Below are 17,736 nucleotides of genomic sequence, written 5' to 3'. Positions count from 1 at the left end.
ACCTCACCCAGCCGGCGCTTATCGCGTGAACCCGCGAAACATTCAGCGCCTCGATTGAGCCGCCTCGCTGAACTTCCGGGCTGCTCTGCGGGCCTCAATGGACAGGACGCGTCAATTCCGAGCGGAGGCTCCTCAGACCACAAGGGGATACATTCATGTCGGATCATCACACGTACAAGAAGATCGAGATTGTCGGTTCCTCGCGCACCAGCGTGGACGAGGCGATCCAGAACGGCATCGCCGAAGCCAGCAAAACGCTGCGCAATGTCGAATGGTTCGAAGTCGGCGAAATTCGCGGGCATGTCGAAAACGGCAAGGTCGGACACTATCAGGTCACCATGAAGGTCGGTTTTCGTCTCGCCGATAGCTGATCGCTGCAGACCGCCGGCAGCGACCGCAGCTCGGCTGTCCGGGGCTGCCATGCCGTCAGGCCTCTGACGGCGGCGTTTGTTCACGGCTGCGCTCGTAGCGTCGCAATAACGGTTGGGTGCTGAGGCCGTGAATCAGGATGCTCAGCGCCACCACCGGAATGACCAGTTGGATAACCTGCTCGGCTTCATCCGGCAGGAGGCCGTGGGTCACGGCGTAGCTCAGGTAGTAGAGGCTGCCGATGCCGCGGATGCCGAACCAGCCGACGGTGAGCAACTGGGTGCGGTCCAGGTAGCGTCGCGGCATCAGCAGCCATACGCTGAGCGGCCGGATCACCACGAACAGCGCCAATGCCAGGGGCACCGCGCGCCAGTCCCAGTGCACCGAAACCAGCACGCCGAGGATAGTCACCAGCAGTACTTCCAGGCTGCGCTCCAGCTGGCCGCCAAAGGTCAGGATATCGCCCATCATCACCCCAGCGGCGACCTTGGGTTGATCTATTCTGGCATCTTTCAGCGGCAGCTCACGGGTCCCGTCTTCGGCCATGTGCGGAACGGCCTGGGCGATCAGCTCCTCGGACGGGGTTTCCGACTCGTTGGCTGCGTCCTTCTCGGCGTGACGCAAGCCGAGGCCCGCGGCAAACACCGCGAGGAAGCCCCAGGCGCCGATCAGCTCGGCGCCGACATAGGCCAGTGCGATCAGTGCAAGCGCCAGCGAATCGTTCGGCGACATGGATGTATCGGCATGGCGGGCACGCAAGAAGATCGCCAGCTTGCCGATCAGACGGCCAAGCAGGTAGCCGAATGCCAGGCCGGCCGGTACGGCCCAGACCAGCCGATGCAGCGCCCATTCGCTCACCCAGCCACTAGCCAGGGTTCCCTGCTCGATCAGCAGCAGGCCGAACACCACGAAGGGGAACGCGGTACCGTCGTTGAATCCGGCCTCGCCGGACAGCCCATAGCGCACGTGATCGCTGTCGCGGGAATTGTTGACTTGCACCAGGCTGGCCAGCACCGGGTCGGTCGGCGCCAGGATCGCGGCGGTCAGTACCGCCAGGCCCCAGTTCAGTCCCAGCAGGTAATGACAGAACAGCGCGACTCCGGCGATGCAGGCGAGCATCACCGGGCCGGCGAGAACATAGGTGCTCCTCCAGGCCGGATGGCCCAGCGGCATGCGCAGTTTGAGGCCACTGACGAACAGCGATACCAGTACCACGACTTCCGTGAGGTGCTCCATCCAGTCGGCGATCAACAGGAAGTCCATTTCCCACAGGCCGATGCCGAGCTGCCCGATCAGCAGGCCGAAGCCGAGGTAGATCAGTGAGGTGGTGACCGGCAGCCAGCGCAGGTAGGCCGATGCCAGGGCGAGGATCAACAGCAGGACGCCGAGCACGGCCATCCATTCGAGAAAATTCATGCAGAGTTCCGAAGCTGAGGCGCCACAACGGTTCGGCGCTTATGTGCACGTTCGAGCCGGTTTGCGGACCTGGGTTCAGATCGTCCGGCGAATGGCGGCTCTCCTGCGGACCAGCTGTCCCTGTCCGGAATTGCCCGCCCGTGTCCCTGTCACTAAAAGGGCGAACCGAAACCTTCTACGTCTGCCGTGCGCGTTGCGGCAGGGGGCGGAACATTCATGACTGATTCGAAAGTGGCGCTCGTCGTGGGAGCCAGCGGCATCCTCGGACACGCGCGGGTCGAAACGCTGGTCGAGGACGGCAGTTGCAATGTTCGCACCATGCGTCGGACCTTCGTCCCCGATGTCGAGACGCTCAACCTCGACCTCACCGACGCGGCGGCCACCCGTGAAGCGCTCGCCACGGCCGGCGCCATCATCCACGTATTCTACGCCGCGCTCAGGCCCGACCAGGACCTGGGCCGCGGGGCGGAGATCAACGTGGGGGTCGCCGAACCGCTGCCTGTTCTCCGGTCCGGCAACCGCCGGGAATGGCTGATGCCTGCAACGCACCGCCGGGCGCCACGGCCTGCAGCCGGTGGCGTTCGACAAGCTGGCGGGCTGGCCCTTCGGCGACTTCATCTTCAACACCGAATTCGATATGGTCTCGGCATGGGCAAGATCCGCCGGGCGGGTTTCACCGAGGCGCTCAGCACCGGAGACTGCCTGATCGGCGCGCCGCGCCGGCTGGGCGAGAAGGGCTATACCCCGAACTTCAGCGACAACAATCAATCATGAGGACCTCTCGATGAAAGCAATGATCTACGAGCGCTACGGCGAGCCTGAAGTTCTGCAACTCAGCGAGCAGCCGATGCCCAAGGTCGCGCCCGGTGAAGTGCTGATCCGCGTGCGTTGCGCTGCGGTAAACCCGGTGGACTGGAAACTGATGTCGGGCAAGCTCGATGCGGTGATGCCGACGTTCTTCCCGGTCATCCCCGGCTGGGACGTCGCCGGCACGGTGGAGGCGGTGGGCTTCGATGTGCCCGAATTCGAGCCGGGTGACCAGGTGCTGTCCTACGCCCGCAAGGATTTCGTTCAGGGCGGCACCTACGCCGAGTTTGTCAGCGTTCCGGTACGAGCCGTGGCGCGCAAGCCTGAGGCACTGGGCTGGGATGAGGCCGCCGGGCTGCCGCTGGCCGGGCTCACCGCCTATCAGTTGCTGACACGGCTGGGTACGCAGCGGGACGACACCGTGCTGGTGCATGCGGCCTCCGGTGGTGTCGGCGTGATGGGCGCGCAGATCGCCCGCAACCTGGGTGCGCGGGTGATCGGTACGGCCTCGCGGAAAAACCATGACTTTCTCCGCGCGCTCGGCATCGAGCCGGTGGAATACGGCGACGGGCTCGCCGACCGGGTACGGGCCTTGGCGCCGGATGGGGTGGATGTGGTCGCTGATTTCGTCGGCGGTGTGCTGCCGGTTACCCGGGCGGTGCTCCGCGAAGGTGGTCGCCACGCCTCTATCGTTGACGCTTCGGTATCAGAGGCCGGCGGGCACTACATCTGGGTAAGGCCCAGTGGCGAGGATCTACAGGTGCTGGCGGACATGGCCGCAGATGGCCGGCTGGAAGTACCCATCGCCGAACGCTTTGCGCTCGAACGCGCGGCGGACGCCATGCGGCTGAATCAGACCGGCCACGTACGCGGCAAGGTCATCGTGCAGGTGACTGGCGACTGACCGGAATCCGCAGCGCCTGGATAGGCTCCAGGCGCTGCGCCTGCATCAACGCAGCCCGGCGAGGATCTCGAAGGCGCGGTGGCGGTCGGCGGTCTCGTAGAAGTCGCAGGTGAAGATCAACTCGTCGGCCTGGGTCTGGTCCAGCAGGATCTCCAGCCGCGCGCGGATCTTCTCCGGCCCGCCGATCAGCGCCATGCCGAGGAAATTGCCTACCGCATCTTGCTCATGCGGCAGCCACTTGCCTTGCATGCTTTCCACGGGCGGCACCAGCACCAGGCTCTGGCCACGGATCAGCGCGAGGATGCGCTGGTAGGCCGTCGTCGCCAGGTATTCGGCCTGCTCGTCCGTATCCGCGGTCAGCAGTGGCACGCCGAGCATCACGTAAGGTTTTTTCAGCGCCTCGGAAGGGCGGAAGTTTTCGCGGTACAGGCGAATCGCATCGTGCATGTAGCGCGGCGCGAAATGCGAGGCGAAGGCGTACGGCAGGCCCTTGGCGGCGGCGAGCTGAGCGCTGAACAGGCTGGAGCCCAGCAGCCAGATCGGCACGTTGCTGCCGGTGCCCGGCACTGCAATGACACGCTGATTGCGCTGGCGCGGACCGAGTAGCAGCTGCAACTCTTCGACATCGGCCGGAAAATCATCGGCGCTGCCCATGCGATCACGACGCAGGGCGTGCGCGGTGAACTGGTCGGCACCCGGAGCGCGGCCCAGGCCCAGATCGATACGGCCGGGGTAAAGCGCTTCGAGCGTGCCGAACTGCTCGGCGATCACCAGCGGGGCGTGGTTGGGCAGCATCACGCCACCGGCGCCCAGGCGAATGCGCGAGGTACCGCCGGCCAGGTAGCCGATCAGCACCGAGGTGGCGGCGCTGGCAATGCCATCCATGTTGTGGTGCTCGGCGACCCATAAGCGCTCGAAGCCAAGCTTCTCGACGTGCTGCGCCAGGGCCAGCGAGTTGCGTAGAGCCAGGCCGGCGTCGCCATCATCGCGGATCGGCGCCAGGTCCAGGGTGGAGAAACGGGTGTGTTCGATACGGGACATCGTCTACCTCTTTGTGCTGACGGCTGCTCAGTAGCAGTGCTCGGCCTCGGCGCGCGCCAGGACATTGTAGTCCTCGTCGCGCAGCCAGCCTTGCGGGGTGAAGCCCAGCGAGCGGGCCTGGAACAGGTAGCGCCGGCCGGGCTGGAAATCGTCGTAGTTGATCACCATGGTGCAGCGCAGGTACCGGGTATCGCCAAAAATGCCGAAGCCGCCACTGCCGATTTCGAATTCGTAGCGCGCTTCGAGTTCATGCGCACCGGGGCTGACCTGGAAATAGCGACCATCGGGTGTGCGTTCACCGTCCAGCTGGTCGGACATGAAAATGTCACTGGGTTGAGCGGTCAGCTCGACCCAGGCCATGTTCGGGTCGGGTGCGGGCAGGGGGCCGGCACAGCCGGTCAGGCCGAGCGCCAGCAATGGAGCGAATAACAGACGCATGGTGAATCCTCCGGATAACCGCAGGATCAGCATCTGCTGTCGCGGTCAGCCAATGAGCCTGAGCCAGATAGTGCGCTTTTTCAACGACTGCACCGCCACAGAACGGTTCACAACAGAACGCTAGCGGGTAGCGACCCCGCCGCAGCCGCGCTCGGTGGCCTTGGCCAGCATGCGGTCGTGCTGGTCGTAAAGTTTGGCCCAGGGGCGGAAGCCGTAGCCGCCAGCCACCAGTCGATAGCGGGCCCCGGCATTGAAGCGGTCATAGCTCAGGGTCAGGCGGCAGTCGCGTGCCAGCGCTTCGCTGTCGCGACCTACATCGGCCGGGCCGACTTCGAAGCGATAGCGCATGCCCAGCTGATGGCTGCCCGGCTCGACCTGAAAATAGCGACTGTCGTCGAGCGGCTTGTCATCGACCGCCACGGCCAGCAATTCGGTCTTCCCGTGCGGTGCGAGGTCGATCCAGGCCTGGTTCGGGTCCGGTTTGGGCAGCCACATGGCGCAACCGCCCAGACTGGATAGCGCAAGAGCAAGCATCAGGATTCGCATGGAACTGGGTCTCCGATCGGTGTCGGCCTGGCTGTTTGGCACCGGCGTGTTCGGTGTTTGGGTGGACTTCGTTGTAGGCTCGGCGCATCGACCGTATGGGTCTTCAAATGCGGGCAAGCGTTTGTTCATTTCGAAGCTGCAAGCCGCCTTTGTCGACAACCCTGGCGGGTGGTGGGTTCCGCTGTTGCTCGCCGTTTGTCTGAACGGTTGCAGCACCTATTATGGGCAGTTGGCGGTTGGCCAACTGGAGCTGCTGCGCCAGCGCCAGCCCATCGCGGCGGTCATCGAGGACCCGCAGACCGAGCAGCCGCTGCGTCAGCGTCTGGCCCTCGCCCTGCAGGCCAGAGGCTTCGCCAGCCGTGCCCTGGGCTTGCCGGACAACGACAGTTACCGCCTGTACGCCGACATCAAACGGCCCTACGTGGCGTGGAACCTGTTCGCTACCGAGGCATTTTCGGTGGCGCCGTTGAACCACTGTTTTCCGATCGCCGGTTGTGTCGGCTATCGTGGCTACTACCAGCCGGGCCGCGCCCGCGGCGCAGCGGCACTGCTGCAAGCCGAGGGCTACGATACCTTGGTGGCCGGCGTGCCGGCCTATTCGACCCTGGGCTGGTTCGACGATCCGCTGCTCAGCTCGATGCTGCGCTGGGACGACGATCGGCTGGCCGGGCTGATTTTCCACGAGTTGGCGCATCAGCAACTGTATGTCACTGACGATACGGCGTTCAACGAATCCTACGCCTCCTTTGTCGAGCGCGAAGGGCTGCGGCAGTGGCGCGCCAGTCGTGGGCTGGCGCCGTCCAGCGATACGCTGCGCGATCAATACGCCGACCTCAGCCGGCTGGCGCTGGCGACCCGCGAGCGCTTGGCCGCGCTCTATGCATCCGGTTTGAGCGAAGCGGAAATGCGTGCTGCCAAGGCCGCCGAATTCATGCGCATGCGCCAGGCCTATCGGCGGCTGCGTGACGGGCCGTGGAACGGCGACGACCGTTTCGATCGCTGGATGGCCCGGCCACTGAACAATGCCAGCCTGGTTCCGTTCGGCCTCTACGATCAATGGGTGCCTGCCTTCGCCGCGCTGTTCGAGCAGCTCGGCGGTGATTGGCGGCATTTCCATGCCCGAGTCGCTGCCTTGGGCCGACTGCCCGCCGACGAGCGGAAGCGTCAGCTGGAGGCACTTCGCTGAGACACCTTGCCGCTTCGCTTGAACGCCGATGCGGCAAGGCTTCTGGACCGATTGCGCTTCGCTGCATCGGAGCCTGCTCGAAGGGGTTGCCTGCTGCCGCTTGTCGACTCTTTGCCTGTTCGCTTCAAATTCCACGGAATTCTTTTCCGCTTGCCTCCGTCCCTTTTTTAAGTCGTCAGCTCAGCTGACCCGTGATTTGGCCGTACGGATTCCGTACGCCTAGCCAATCAAACCGTTCAAACGGAGGCTGCATGGGCAACCTGACCGGCATTCTCGACCACCAGCGCATGCCGCTCGACAAGCAGAAGTTCACCTGGAAGGAAATGGCAGGCAAGCCGATCAGCAAGCTCGATGACGACGCCTTTACCCGCGTGCGCGTCATGGGCGTGATGCAGGTGCTGACCGAACCGCGTACCAACCTCGCGCGGGGCAGGGGCGCGTTGCTCACCGTCGAACTGGAGGATAACGCCGCCTGGGAACTGCTGATCGAACTGGCCGAAGCGGGCGGTCATCCGAAGATCGCCAAAGGCTTCCACAAGGCGAAGGAGCAAGAGGACGACCATGTGGTGAAGATCAAGTCGCGCTTGCGCAAGGACCTGCTTAGCCAGGTGCAATGAATACCGCGTGCGCTTCAAACCTTGGCGCGCCTTAGGGCGCGTCTTTTTTTGTTTGACGATGACTCCAGCCCGGCACTTCGCTGGACTGCGCCTAAGCCCGCTACAGCAGGTTTATCAATAACTTAGGCGCGTCCATCATATGCCGGTGCTTTCCGAAACTTGACCCGGCTTCCGGTCGCGTGGCTCCCATGTGGCTCTTGGAAACCGAGGTTTCCGAGGAGTCATCATGGCAAAAATCAAACTCACCAAGTCCGCCATCGATGCGGCAAAGCCCCAGGCGCAGGCCGTCGAACTCCGGGACACCGTGGTGCCCGGCTTCCTGTGCAAGATCACCCCAGCGGGTCGTAAGGTGTTCATGCTCCAGTACCGCACGAACGCCGGCGAGCGCCGCAAGCCCGCCCTGGGCCAGTACGGGGAACTGACCGTCGAGCAAGCCCGTGTTATGGCGCAGGAGTGGCTGGCCGAGGTGCGCCGGGGCGGCGACCCCAGCGCGGCCAAGAATGCCGCCCGCAAGGCGCCGACCATGAAGGAGTTTTGCCACACCTTCATGGAGGACTACTCCAAGCAGCGCAACAAGCCCAGCACGCAGCGCGGCTATCAGGGGGTCATCGACCGCAACATCATTCCCATCATGGGCCGGATGAAGGTGCAGGACGTGAAGCGCCCGGACGTGGCCGCGCTGATGAAGAAGCTGGCCCACAAGCCGGCCGAGGCGAACCGCACCTTCGGCGTGCTGCGCAAGATGTTCAACCTGGCCGAAGTGTGGGGCCTTCGCCCGGACGGCACCAATCCGTGCCGCCACGTTCCCATGTACCCGCCCGGCAAGGAAACCCGGCTCATCGTGGACGATGAACTGGTGCGGATCTTCCGCCAGTTGGAGACGCTGGAGGCAGAGGGACTGGAGAACTACGTCATTCCGCTGGCGATCCGCCTGCAATTCGAGTTTGCCGCCCGCCGCTCCGAAATCTGCCCGCTCGAATGGGACTGGGTTGATCTGGAGAAGCGCCGGGTGGTCTGGCCCGACAGCAAGACCGGCGGCATCTCCAAGCCCATGAGCGAGGAAGCCTATCGGCTGCTTTCGACGGCGCCGCGCCTGGAAGGTTGCCCCTATGTCCTGCCGTCGCCCAACGACGCGACCAAACACTTGACCCACGGCGAGCACTATGGCGGTTGGAAGCGCGTGCTCAAGGCCGCCGGCGTGCCACATGTTGGCACGCACGGTATCCGCCACCGGGCCACCACCGACATTGCCAATTCGGGCGTGCCAACCAAGGTGGGCATGAAGCTGACGGGCCACAAGACCGTAGCGATGTTCATGCACTACGTCCACACCGAGGACAAGCCGGTGCGGGAAGCGGCCGAACTGGTGGCGAGCCGGCGGCAGGCCATCACGGGCGTGCGGCGCCTTGCGGAGGCGACGGCATGAGCAAGAAGACGCTTTCGGTGGCGGGGGACACCCCCGCCGCCCCGCCAGCCGGTTATGCCGGCATCCACGGCGGTATCGTGGAAGTGCTCGATGCCGCCCGCCATGCGGCGGCACGCAGCGTCAATGCGCTGATGACCGCCAGCTATTGGGAGATTGGCCGCCGGATCGTGGAGGCCGAGCAACGGGGCAAGCGGCGTGCCGGGTACGGCGAACAGTTGATCGAACGGCTGTCGGCTGACTTGACCGCGCAGTTCGGGCGCGGGTTCAGCCGCCCGAACTTGCAGCAAATGCGGTCGTTCTTCCTGACCTGGCCAATTCGCCAGACAGTGTCTAGCGAATCTTCCCCGGCGCCAGTGGCGCGGGCGCGTCCCTGGCGCCTCGATGAACTGGCCCAGGTCTTCACGCTGCCGTGGTCGGCCTACGTCCGGCTGCTGTCGGTCAAGGACGAACACGCCCGCCGCTTCTACGAGGCCGAAGCCCTGCGCGGCGGATGGAGCGTGCGCCAGCTCGACCGGCAGATCAACAGCCAGTTCTACGAGCGCACGGCGCTGTCGAAGAACAAGGCGGCGATGCTGGTCAAGGGCGCCGTGCCCAACCCCGGGGATGCCGTCACTCCCGACGACGCGATCAAAGACCCGTATGTGCTGGAGTTCCTTGACCTCAAGGATGAGTATTCGGAATCCGATCTTGAGCAAGCCCTGATCCGGCGGCTGGAGGATTTCCTGCTCGAACTGGGCGACGGTTTCGCCTTCGTCGGGCGGCAGCGCCGATTGCGCATCGACCAGACCTGGTATCGGGTCGATCTGCTGTTCTTCCATCGTCGCTTGCGTTGCCTGGTCATCATCGACTTGAAGCTCGGCGCGCTGACCCATGCCGACGTGGGCCAGATGCACCTCTATTGCAACTATGCGAAGGAGCACTGGACGTTTGCCGACGAGAACCCGCCCGTGGGTCTGATCCTCTGCGCCGACAAGGGCCATGCCTTGGCGCGGTATGCGCTGGAGGGCTTGCCGTCCAAGGTGATGGCGGCGAACTACAAGATGGTGCTGCCGGATGCCGAAGTGCTGCAAGAGGAACTGGAGAACACGCGGCGGCTGATCGAATCGCGCGGAACGATCGTCCCCAAGAAGCGCAAGCGATAACCGGGCGTCCCGGCGTGCCGCCGTCGGGTTCGCGGGCTGCGCCCCGCGCTTCGTGCCGAATCGCGGCCATCCAGCTTTGACCCCTGACGCCTTCGGCCCTCGCGGGCCTGCGCGCTGCGCTTGCTCAAAGGCGGGTGTGTGCAGTGGGCGGGGTTTAGGCGGTCTTGCTGTTCCCTTCACCGTACCACGGCGTTCTCGCCGTCAAAGGCGGCGCGCGCCATGCGCGCTGGCGTCCTGGCGGCCGTCTTCGACCTTGTGACTGCTTGCGCTGCGCCGTGCTGAACACGGTTCCGGGCAATTCCGCCCGAGCAACCGGAGCACGATCATGTCGCAACTGTCCTTTTCCTCGTTCGATGACGCTTTGCTGGTGCGTGACTCTCACGGGCACTATGCGCTGGCATCGGCCGATCAGATTCTGGAGGCCGCGCGCCTGGTCATCGACCAGAAGATGCAGCGGGGTACGTCTTTCACTTCACCGGCGGCGGTCAAGGAATACCTGCTTGCCAAGCTGGCCGGCTTCGAGCATGAGGTGTTCTCGGTGTTGTTCCTCGACACGCAGCATCGGCTGATCGAATACAGGGAAATGTTCCACGGCACAATCGACTCGGCCGAAGTGCATCCGCGCGAAGTGGTCAAGGAGGCGCTTCGGCTCAACGCGGCGGCTCTGGTCATCTCGCACAACCACCCAAGTGGCAACCCGGAGCCGAGCGCGGCAGACCGGGCGCTGACCCGGCGGCTCAAGGATGCGCTGGGGCTGGTGGACGTGCGCGTGCTCGATCACGTCATCGTCGCTGGCAGCACCACGGCGTCGTTCGCAGAACGCGGCCTGATCTGACCAAGGGGCTTCGGCCCCTTTTTGCTGCGCCCGATTGCGGCTATGCCAAGGCCCGCAGCCATGCCAGCAAATCGGCCTGCGGGCTATCGGGCTGCAAGGGCCGCGGCGACAACAGGCAATAGCGCGAGCCGTCCTCCACGAAACCCAGCGGCGCGGCCAGCACGCCGCTGTCCAGATCGTCGCGTGCCAGATGCCACGGGCCGACCGCCACACCCAGGCCGGCCACGGCCGCCTGCAAGCTGAAATAGAAATGATCGAAGGTTTGTCCCGGCGCATCAGGTGCGGGCTGGTCTGCGGCCGCCGCCCATTCCGGCCACGCGCCCGGCCGCGTGCGCGTGTGCAGGCGCGGTGCGCCGGCCTTGAGCGCGGCGCCGGCCTTCTTCGTGGTGAACCAGGCCGCCACCTTGTCGGGACGGCAGACCGGGCCGACCTTTTCCGCGAACAAGGGTTCGGCGTGGTAGCCCTCGGGCCAGGGGAAGTCGTCGCGGCGGATCGCCAGGTCGATGCCGTTGGCGAAGGAGAACGGCCCGCCCCCGGCGACCAGGTGTACGTCGATCCCCGGATGCCGGGCCTGGAAGTCCGGCCAGCGCGGGATCAGCCAGCGCATCAGCAGCGTCGGCTCGCACGACAGCACCCAGCGCCGCCCCTGGCGGGCGCTGGCGCGCAACTCGCCGACGGCCTGCCGCATCAGATCCAGCCCATTGCCCACGGCCCGCGCCAGCGTGCGGCCGGCATCGGTCAGGAACACGCGCCGGCTGCGGCGCTCGAATAGCGCCACGCCCAGTTCGTCTTCGAGCAGGCGCACGGCGCGGCTGACCGCGCCGTGGGTCAGGTGCAACTCGGCCGCCGCCCGGCTGAAATTCTCCAGCCGGGCCGCCGTCTCGAAGCAGCGCAGGGCCAGCAGCGAAGGCAGGCGCGAATCGCTCGATGGTGATTCCAGCTCACCATTCTTGTCAGAAAACATCGTTATCCACCGGGAGATGTTGTCGGTAGCATCTCGCTAATTCGTTGTTCTTCGACAGGATACGCCATGACCGAATTGATAGCTGTCATCACAATCACCTTGCTGGCCGTCATCAGCCCTGGGCCGGACTTTGCGATGGTCACGCGCAACAGTCTGATGCTGTCGCGCCGTGCCGGCATGCTGACGGCCCTGGGCATCGGCTTGGGCGTGCTCGTCCACGTCACCTATACGCTCGTCGGCGTGGGCCTGTTGATCCAGCAGTCGCTCTGGCTGTTCAACGCCATCAAGTTGGTCGGTGCCGTCTATCTGATCTATCTCGGCGTGAAGATGCTGCGCGCCAAGCCCAGCGGCGCGCTGGCCGACAGTACCGTGGCGCCGCTGTCGGATATGGCGGCTTTGCGTACCGGCTTCCTGACCAATGCGCTGAACCCGAAGACCACGGTGTTCATCGTCAGCCTGTTCATGCAGGTGGTGCGGCCCGACACGCCGCTGGCGGTGCAGATCGGCTACGGCGCATTCATCTCGGTTGCGCACATGGCCTGGTTCGGCCTCGTGGCGCTTTGCTTCTCGGCCGGGGCCGTGCGCGACCGGCTGCTGGCCGTGCGCCACTGGATCGACCGCGCCTTCGGCGGGCTGCTGGTCGGATTCGGTGTCCTGCTGGCGGTGGCGCGCGGGGCGCGCTGACTGCGCGGGGCATCGCGCCGCCCTGCGGCGTCTCGACCCTGGGGGGGAAACGCTGCCTCGGAAATCCGAGACAGCGTTTCGGAAATCCATTCCCTATCGTGTGCTTCTCAACGTGCCAGGAGGACGAGGACAGCCACCGCCAGCAGGATCAGCATGGCACCGGAGATGCGTTCCAGCCACGGCAGCGCCCGCGCGAAGCGGCGCAGCACGGCCTGGTTGCCGATGAGGACTGCGACCAGCACGTCCCACAGCAGCACGATGCTGAACATCCAGACGCCATAGATCGTCTTCCAGCCCGCGCTGGCATGCGCGCCGGTCAGCATCGCGGCCAGGCTCGCGTAGAACAGCGCGTTCTTCGGATTCAGGATGCCGGACAGGAAGCCCATGCCGGTTGCGCGTCGCCACGCGATGAAAGGATGCGCGGGTGCCGTGGAACGCCCGCCATTCGAGACATCCAGGTCGCTGCGGCCCGCGTGGCGGATGAACAGCACGCCAAGATAGAGCAGGTAAGCGCAGCCGGCCAGTTGCAATACGACGAACGGGAGGCTGTCCGGGCGCAGTGCCGCCATGCCGGCGAAGGCGGCAACGATGAAAACGCCATTGGCGACGGCGATCCCCAGGCAGGCGCCGCTGGCGACCCGCCAGCCGGCGGACAGCGAGGTTCGGGCGATCAGGAAAAAGTCGGGGCCGGGAGAAAGCAGCGCCAGGAAATGCGCTGCGGCAATCATCAGGAACGGCTGCATTCAGGACGCACTCGTAGTTTTTCTACGCAGTGTGCCGGCCGCAGCGCCTTCCGTATTGAAGGAAATTGCAGCCGCGCCGCTTGCGGCGTCAGGCCCGGAAACGGCCGGGCGTCACACCGGCATGCGCCTTGAACACCCGCTGGAAATGGGCCTGATCGGCGAAGCCGAGATGCTGGGCCACGTCTGCAAGGCTGTCACCGCTGCGAATCCACTCCCTGGCGAGGTTGACGCGCTGGTTGAGTTGCCAGGCGTGCGGCGTCATGCCGGTGACGGCGCGGAATGCCCGGATCACCTGATAGCGGCTCATGCCTGCCAGGTCTGCCAACTTCTCCAGGGTGGTAGTGGCGGTGGGCGAAGCACACAGACAGTCCAGGGCGGGCCGAATCCGCTCCGCCAGGTTCGACGGCACGGTCGGCCCTTTGATGGAGAGCCCCTGTTCGGTGTCGTAGTCCCCGACGAACTCGATCAGCGCGGCCTCCTTCTCGATCGGGTCGCCTTCCTTGAACAGCAGCACGTTGAGTCGGCAGAAGTGCGCATAGACCGCCGGATCGGTCACGATGCGCACCGGCTCGTCGTCCATCGCGTCGGTTCGGGCGTACTCCCGCCGAACAGCCTGGAGCCACGCGGCGTCCAGGTGCAGCATCTGGTAGCTCCAGGCGGTGTCCGGAGCCGGGTTGCACGCATGGACACGTGATGCGGGCACGAAGACGAGCGTGCCAGGGGACAGGAGAACCGGGCCATCGGCGGCACCGGTGAAAACGCTGGTGCCGCCATCGACGGCACCAATGGAAAAGGTCGGGTGATGGTGGGGCTTGTAGCAGGCCCGGCTCTGGCAGGCGCGGCGGCTCTCGACGAAGGGCAAGGCCGGATCGCGCCAGAATGCCTGGGTATCGCTGCATTGGCCTGCACAGTCCGGACGGCTAGTCATCGTTTCGAGATCGGCGTCCATGCAGTCTTCGCACATTGTTGTTCTGAAAGGTGCGGTGTCTCGGAAACAGACACCCCTGGGTCGCTGGCAATTTTAGCTTCCGGGCCTGGAACAGGCATCCATTCATTAGCGTCCCCGGCCAAGAAGCATGGCCGGGTCGCGCTGTCGTGCGTTGCATCGAGCCTCGCTGCACGAGTCTCGCCCCTGACGGGCTTCCATCCCTGACGCCTACGGCCCGGCTTCCAGCTCCGGGCCTGCGCGCTTCGCTTGCCGTGCGGTCGGCGATGGAAGCGGCCGTTGCCTTGTCCAGCCGTCTCCCCTGACTCCATCACCTTGCTCGCGACTGTAGCCCGTGGCCGCGTGCCATCAAGGCGCGCCAGGCCGTGTCCTCGGCTGTGCCTGCGGGCCGCACCTACCTGACGCTTTTCTCCTTGACAGCTCACGTCCGTGGGCTCCTGACCGTCGCGGGCGATGAACTCAGGAAAGACGGTGGCAACAGGGCCAACCGGGTTCCTCGTGCCAACCGCACCGAACAGCCGAAAGGCTGGGCTCCGAATCTAGGAATTCGGTGTGCGGTTTGAACAGCAAACCCTTCTTTGTCAGGAGAAAGACCATGCAACTCGCATCCCGATTCGCTTCCCGTTCCCCCTCGCTGCGCAGCGATTACCCGCTGTCCGATGACCAGATTCACCGCGTGGCCCCGTCCATCTTCGCGGATGCCCCGCACGAAAGCCGTTCGCAGCGGTACGCCTACATCCCCACGTCCGCCGTGCTGGCCGAGCTTCGCAAAGAGGGATTCCAACCCTTCATGGCTTGCCAGACCCGCGTGCGCGATGAAGGCAAGCGCGAGCACACCAAACACATGCTGCGCCTGCGCCATGCCAGCCAGATCAACGGCGCAGAAGCCAATGAAATCGTGTTGCTCAATTCCCATGACGGAACGAGCAGCTATCAGATGCTGGCCGGCATGTTCCGGTTCGTGTGCAGCAATGGCCTTGTCTGCGGCGACACCGTGGCAGACGTGCGCGTGCCCCACAAAGGCGACGTGGCCGGTTCCGTCATCGAAGGCGCTTACGAAGTCTTGCGTGGCTTCGACCGCGTGAAGGAGTCCCGCGATGCCATGCGCGCCATCACCTTGAACGATGGCGAATCCGAAGTGTTCGCCCGCGCCGCGCTGGCCCTCAAGTACGACGACCCCGACAAGCCCGCGCCCATTACCGAATCGCAAATCCTGATGCCGCGCCGGTTCGATGACCGCCGCCCGGACTTGTGGAGCGTGTTCAACCGCACGCAAGAGAACTTGACCCAAGGCGGCCTGCGCGGGCGCAGCGCCAACGGACGCCGCCAGCAAACCCGCCCGGTGCAGGGCATCGACCAAAACATCCGCCTCAACCGTGCGCTCTGGCTGCTGGCCGATGGCATGCGCCAGTTGAAAGCCTGACCCCACGCGGCAGGGGCAGGCAGCAGCCCTTGCCGCTTCTCTCGCTGCTCTCGCTGCTGCATCCCAATCGCTAGGAGTTATCACCATGAAAGCCGTTACTCAAACCGAAACCCGCGCCATCGAAACTGCCGCCGCGCCGCTGGAAGTGGCCGACCCGACCAAGAACCTGATTTTGGTTCCGCTCTCGCAGTTGCTGCCGCGCCGCTCCAAGCGCAACGCACGCAAGACCCCGCGCCTGTCCATTCCCGAACTGGCCGCGAGCATCGCCCGCATTGGCCTGCTGCAAAATCTCGTCGTCATTCTTACCGCCGATGGCGAGCAATACGAAGTGGTGGCCGGCGACCGCCGACTGACCGCGTTGAAGCTGCTGGCGAAAAAGAAGCGCATCGCCGCCGACTTTGAGGTGCCTTGCCTGCTGGTGCCCGACGCTTCGGCCCGTACCGTCAGCCTCGCGGAAAACCTGCTGCGCGAGCAGATGCACCCGGCCGATCAGTTCGAGGCTTTCGCCGCGCTGGTCAAGGAAGGCCGGCCCATCGAGGACATTGCCGCCGACTTCGGCGTGTCCCCGCTGGTGGTGCAGCGCCGCTTGAAGCTGGCCAACGTCTCGCCGCGCCTGCTGACCGACTACCGGGCCGCAGCCGTCACGCTGGAACAGTTGATGGCCCTGAGCATCACCGACGACCACGCCGCGCAGGAAGCCGCGTTCTACGGTGCGCCCGAATGGCAGCGTGGCGCGTCCGCGCTGCGCGAACGCCTGACCGAGCGCGAAATCGACGCCACGCATCCGCTGGTGCGCTTCGCCGGGCTGGACGCCTACACGGCGGCGGGCGGCGGCATCCGCCGCGACCTGTTCGCGGAAGGCGATGCCGGAACCTACCTGACCGACCCCGCGCTGCTGGAAACGCTGGTGCGCGGCAAGCTGGATGCGCTGGCCGGGAACGTGCGCGCCGAGGGTTGGGCGTGGGTGGAAGCCGTGCCGCACATGAGCTACGCCGAGCGGCAGGCATTCCAGAACGCGCCGCGCCAGCGCCGCGAACCGACCGCCCGCGAAGCCCGCCGCATTGCCTCGCTGCAAAGCCGCCTCGACAAGATCGACGCCGAACTGGAAGAAGCCTACGACGCCGAGGACGAGGACAAGACCGAGGCGCTGGAACCACGCCGCGAACAGGTAGCCGGGGAACTGCAAGCCGTGGAGGAAACCTTGCAGGGCTACGCCCCGGACGTGCGCGCCGTGGCCGGTGCCATCGTCACCCTCGACCGCAGCGGCGAAGCCGTGATTCATCGCGGGCTGCTGCGCGAAGCCGAAGCCAAGGCGCTGCGCACGCTGGAACGCTTGCGGCAGGGTTTCGGCAGCGCAGAAGGCAAAGCCGGGAACGACGACGAAGGCGAGGACGCCGAGCAGCCCAAGGCCGCGAGCCTGTCCGACCGGCTGGCGCAGCGCTTGAGCGCGCACCGCACCGCCGCGCTGCAAATCGAAGTCGCCAGGCATCCGCAAGTCGCGCTGGCCGCGCTCGTGCATGGCATGGTGCAGAGCGTCTTGCAGGACAACCACTATGGCCACGACTTGCCGCTGGGCGTGAGCCTGAAAGCGCAAGACCGGCTGGAAGGCATGGCCCCCGACTGGCCCGAATCGCCCGCCGCCGTCGCCCTGCGCGAGCTGCAGCAGGTCGCGGGCGAAGCGCTGCCGCAGGACAGCGCCGAACTGTTCGCCGCGCTGCTGGCGATGGAGCAAGGCGAACTGGTGCGGTTGCTGGCGGTATGCGTGGCGGCGACCGTGGACGTGGTGACGCCCCGCGCCACGGCGCACCAGCCGGGCGCGGAACTGGCGCAGGCCGTGGGACTGGACATGGCGGCATGGTGGCAGCCCACCGCCGAAGGCTACTTCAAGCACGTTTCCAAGGCGGTGATTCTGGAAGCCGTGGGCGAGTTCGCACCGTCGCACGCTACCCGGCTGGCGAAGTTGAAGAAGGCGGACATTGCCAGTGAAGCCGAACGGCTGGCTGCTGGCACCGGCTGGATGCCTTCGATCTTCAAGACCACTGGCCCGCAGGATGCCATGCAGGAGGCAAGCACGGAGCAGGACGTCCCAAAGGATGACGAGGCAACGGTGGATGAACCCACCGAGGCGCTGGCCGCCTAGCCTGCACCGAAGGCAAGTGCCCCGGCCCTATGACCGGGGCACTTCGCTGGCAGGAGAACCGCCAATGACCCGCACCACCAGCCGCCCATGCATGGTGGCAATCTATGCC

General features: G+C 65.4%; 18 protein-coding genes. 11 read left to right on the top strand and 7 right to left on the bottom strand.

Annotated elements, in window-relative coordinates:
• Positions 1-155: 155 nt before the first annotated feature.
• Positions 156-371 (top strand): dodecin, encoded by a 216-nt coding sequence (locus NA637_RS15730; RefSeq protein ID WP_168425932.1) that lies wholly within the window; start codon positions 156-158, stop codon positions 369-371.
• Positions 372-426: 55 nt separating this feature from the next.
• Here NA637_RS15730 and NA637_RS15725 read toward each other — a convergent pair whose 3' ends face one another.
• The gene (locus NA637_RS15725; protein WP_256073283.1) at positions 427-1,785 is read right to left on the bottom strand and encodes a cation:proton antiporter; all 1,359 of its coding nucleotides are present in this window, start codon (positions 1,783-1,785) and stop codon (positions 427-429) included.
• Between the two features lie 216 nt (positions 1,786-2,001).
• Here NA637_RS15725 and NA637_RS15720 point away from each other — a divergent pair, with 216 nt between their 5' ends.
• Both NA637_RS15720 and NA637_RS15715 read left to right on the top strand, forming a co-directional pair.
• Positions 2,002-2,559 (top strand): NAD-dependent epimerase/dehydratase family protein, encoded by a 558-nt coding sequence (locus NA637_RS15720; RefSeq protein ID WP_256073282.1) that lies wholly within the window; start codon positions 2,002-2,004, stop codon positions 2,557-2,559.
• Positions 2,560-2,569: 10 nt separating this feature from the next.
• On the top strand, positions 2,570-3,496 hold the full coding sequence (locus tag NA637_RS15715; protein ID WP_256073281.1) for an NADP-dependent oxidoreductase: 927 nt from the start codon (positions 2,570-2,572) through the stop codon (positions 3,494-3,496).
• Positions 3,497-3,541: 45 nt separating this feature from the next.
• Here the strand turns inward: NA637_RS15715 and NA637_RS15710 are convergent, their stop codons facing one another.
• From NA637_RS15710 to NA637_RS15700, 3 genes are all read right to left on the bottom strand, one after another.
• The gene (locus NA637_RS15710; RefSeq protein ID WP_256073280.1) at positions 3,542-4,537 is read right to left on the bottom strand and encodes an LLM class flavin-dependent oxidoreductase; all 996 of its coding nucleotides are present in this window, start codon (positions 4,535-4,537) and stop codon (positions 3,542-3,544) included.
• A 27-nt stretch (positions 4,538-4,564) separates the two neighbouring features.
• A complete protein-coding gene (locus tag NA637_RS15705; RefSeq protein WP_256073279.1) occupies positions 4,565-4,975 on the bottom strand; it encodes a hypothetical protein in 411 nt (136 codons plus the stop codon).
• A 120-nt stretch (positions 4,976-5,095) separates the two neighbouring features.
• Entirely contained in the window at positions 5,096-5,521 is a 426-nt protein-coding gene (locus NA637_RS15700) for a hypothetical protein (protein ID WP_256073278.1), read from the bottom strand.
• 127 nt (positions 5,522-5,648) lie between these two features.
• On the opposite strand from NA637_RS15700, the gene NA637_RS15695 reads away from it, so the two are divergent.
• From NA637_RS15695 to radC, 5 genes are all read left to right on the top strand, one after another.
• Positions 5,649-6,707, top strand: a complete 1,059-nt coding sequence (locus NA637_RS15695) for an aminopeptidase (protein ID WP_256073287.1) — start codon at positions 5,649-5,651, stop codon at positions 6,705-6,707.
• A 251-nt stretch (positions 6,708-6,958) separates the two neighbouring features.
• Positions 6,959-7,324 (top strand): hypothetical protein, encoded by a 366-nt coding sequence (locus NA637_RS25705; RefSeq protein WP_423836738.1) that lies wholly within the window; start codon positions 6,959-6,961, stop codon positions 7,322-7,324.
• Between the two features lie 226 nt (positions 7,325-7,550).
• Positions 7,551-8,750, top strand: a complete 1,200-nt coding sequence (locus NA637_RS15685; RefSeq protein ID WP_042933706.1) for a tyrosine-type recombinase/integrase — start codon at positions 7,551-7,553, stop codon at positions 8,748-8,750.
• Positions 8,747-9,892, top strand: a complete 1,146-nt coding sequence (locus NA637_RS15680; protein ID WP_042933705.1) for a PDDEXK nuclease domain-containing protein — start codon at positions 8,747-8,749, stop codon at positions 9,890-9,892. Before NA637_RS15685 ends, NA637_RS15680 begins: the two co-directional genes overlap by 4 nt.
• Before the next feature lie 325 nt (positions 9,893-10,217).
• Positions 10,218-10,727, top strand: a complete 510-nt coding sequence (radC, locus tag NA637_RS15675; protein ID WP_033939127.1) for a RadC family protein — start codon at positions 10,218-10,220, stop codon at positions 10,725-10,727.
• 40 nt (positions 10,728-10,767) lie between these two features.
• Here radC and NA637_RS15670 read toward each other — a convergent pair whose 3' ends face one another.
• Complete coding sequence (locus NA637_RS15670; RefSeq protein ID WP_042933704.1) at positions 10,768-11,691, bottom strand: LysR family transcriptional regulator; 924 nt, start codon at positions 11,689-11,691, stop codon at positions 10,768-10,770.
• A 66-nt stretch (positions 11,692-11,757) separates the two neighbouring features.
• Between NA637_RS15670 and NA637_RS15665 the strand changes: the two genes are divergently transcribed.
• On the top strand, positions 11,758-12,375 hold the full coding sequence (locus tag NA637_RS15665) for a LysE family translocator (RefSeq protein ID WP_033939129.1): 618 nt from the start codon (positions 11,758-11,760) through the stop codon (positions 12,373-12,375).
• Between the two features lie 107 nt (positions 12,376-12,482).
• On the opposite strand, the gene NA637_RS15660 is transcribed toward NA637_RS15665, so the two are convergent.
• Positions 12,483-13,118 (bottom strand): LysE family translocator, encoded by a 636-nt coding sequence (locus tag NA637_RS15660; protein ID WP_042933703.1) that lies wholly within the window; start codon positions 13,116-13,118, stop codon positions 12,483-12,485.
• An 88-nt stretch (positions 13,119-13,206) separates the two neighbouring features.
• Positions 13,207-14,046, bottom strand: a complete 840-nt coding sequence (locus tag NA637_RS15655; protein WP_033939142.1) for an AraC family transcriptional regulator — start codon at positions 14,044-14,046, stop codon at positions 13,207-13,209.
• A gap of 613 nt (positions 14,047-14,659) precedes the next feature.
• Between NA637_RS15655 and NA637_RS15650 the strand changes: the two genes are divergently transcribed.
• A complete protein-coding gene (locus tag NA637_RS15650; RefSeq protein WP_256073286.1) occupies positions 14,660-15,487 on the top strand; it encodes a DUF932 domain-containing protein in 828 nt (275 codons plus the stop codon).
• A gap of 85 nt (positions 15,488-15,572) precedes the next feature.
• On the top strand, positions 15,573-17,627 hold the full coding sequence (locus tag NA637_RS15645) for a ParB/RepB/Spo0J family partition protein (protein WP_256073276.1): 2,055 nt from the start codon (positions 15,573-15,575) through the stop codon (positions 17,625-17,627).
• The last annotated feature ends 109 nt before the right edge of the window (positions 17,628-17,736 follow it).

This window comes from Stutzerimonas stutzeri (assembly GCF_024448935.1).
GTDB lineage: Bacteria > Pseudomonadota > Gammaproteobacteria > Pseudomonadales > Pseudomonadaceae > Stutzerimonas > Stutzerimonas stutzeri_AO.
Note: the sequence above shows the minus strand (reverse complement) of the source record. Positions and strands in the feature narration are given on the sequence as shown.

Coding starts and splice junctions, on each gene's coding strand:
- NA637_RS15645 (WP_256073276.1), top strand. CDS start 15,573: ATGAAAGCCGTTACTCAAACCGAAACCCGCGCCATCGAAACTGCCGCC.
- NA637_RS25705 (WP_423836738.1), top strand. CDS start 6,959: ATGGGCAACCTGACCGGCATTCTCGACCACCAGCGCATGCCGCTCGAC.
- NA637_RS15650 (WP_256073286.1), top strand. CDS start 14,660: ATGCAACTCGCATCCCGATTCGCTTCCCGTTCCCCCTCGCTGCGCAGC.
- NA637_RS15725 (WP_256073283.1), bottom strand. CDS start 1,785: ATGAATTTTCTCGAATGGATGGCCGTGCTCGGCGTCCTGCTGTTGATC.
- NA637_RS15720 (WP_256073282.1), top strand. CDS start 2,002: ATGACTGATTCGAAAGTGGCGCTCGTCGTGGGAGCCAGCGGCATCCTC.
- NA637_RS15660 (WP_042933703.1), bottom strand. CDS start 13,118: ATGCAGCCGTTCCTGATGATTGCCGCAGCGCATTTCCTGGCGCTGCTT.
- NA637_RS15685 (WP_042933706.1), top strand. CDS start 7,551: ATGGCAAAAATCAAACTCACCAAGTCCGCCATCGATGCGGCAAAGCCC.
- NA637_RS15665 (WP_033939129.1), top strand. CDS start 11,758: ATGACCGAATTGATAGCTGTCATCACAATCACCTTGCTGGCCGTCATC.
- NA637_RS15705 (WP_256073279.1), bottom strand. CDS start 4,975: ATGCGTCTGTTATTCGCTCCATTGCTGGCGCTCGGCCTGACCGGCTGT.
- NA637_RS15680 (WP_042933705.1), top strand. CDS start 8,747: ATGAGCAAGAAGACGCTTTCGGTGGCGGGGGACACCCCCGCCGCCCCG.
- NA637_RS15700 (WP_256073278.1), bottom strand. CDS start 5,521: ATGCGAATCCTGATGCTTGCTCTTGCGCTATCCAGTCTGGGCGGTTGC.
- radC (WP_033939127.1), top strand. CDS start 10,218: ATGTCGCAACTGTCCTTTTCCTCGTTCGATGACGCTTTGCTGGTGCGT.
- NA637_RS15670 (WP_042933704.1), bottom strand. CDS start 11,691: ATGTTTTCTGACAAGAATGGTGAGCTGGAATCACCATCGAGCGATTCG.
- NA637_RS15710 (WP_256073280.1), bottom strand. CDS start 4,537: ATGTCCCGTATCGAACACACCCGTTTCTCCACCCTGGACCTGGCGCCG.
- NA637_RS15655 (WP_033939142.1), bottom strand. CDS start 14,046: ATGACTAGCCGTCCGGACTGTGCAGGCCAATGCAGCGATACCCAGGCA.
- NA637_RS15715 (WP_256073281.1), top strand. CDS start 2,570: ATGAAAGCAATGATCTACGAGCGCTACGGCGAGCCTGAAGTTCTGCAA.
- NA637_RS15730 (WP_168425932.1), top strand. CDS start 156: ATGTCGGATCATCACACGTACAAGAAGATCGAGATTGTCGGTTCCTCG.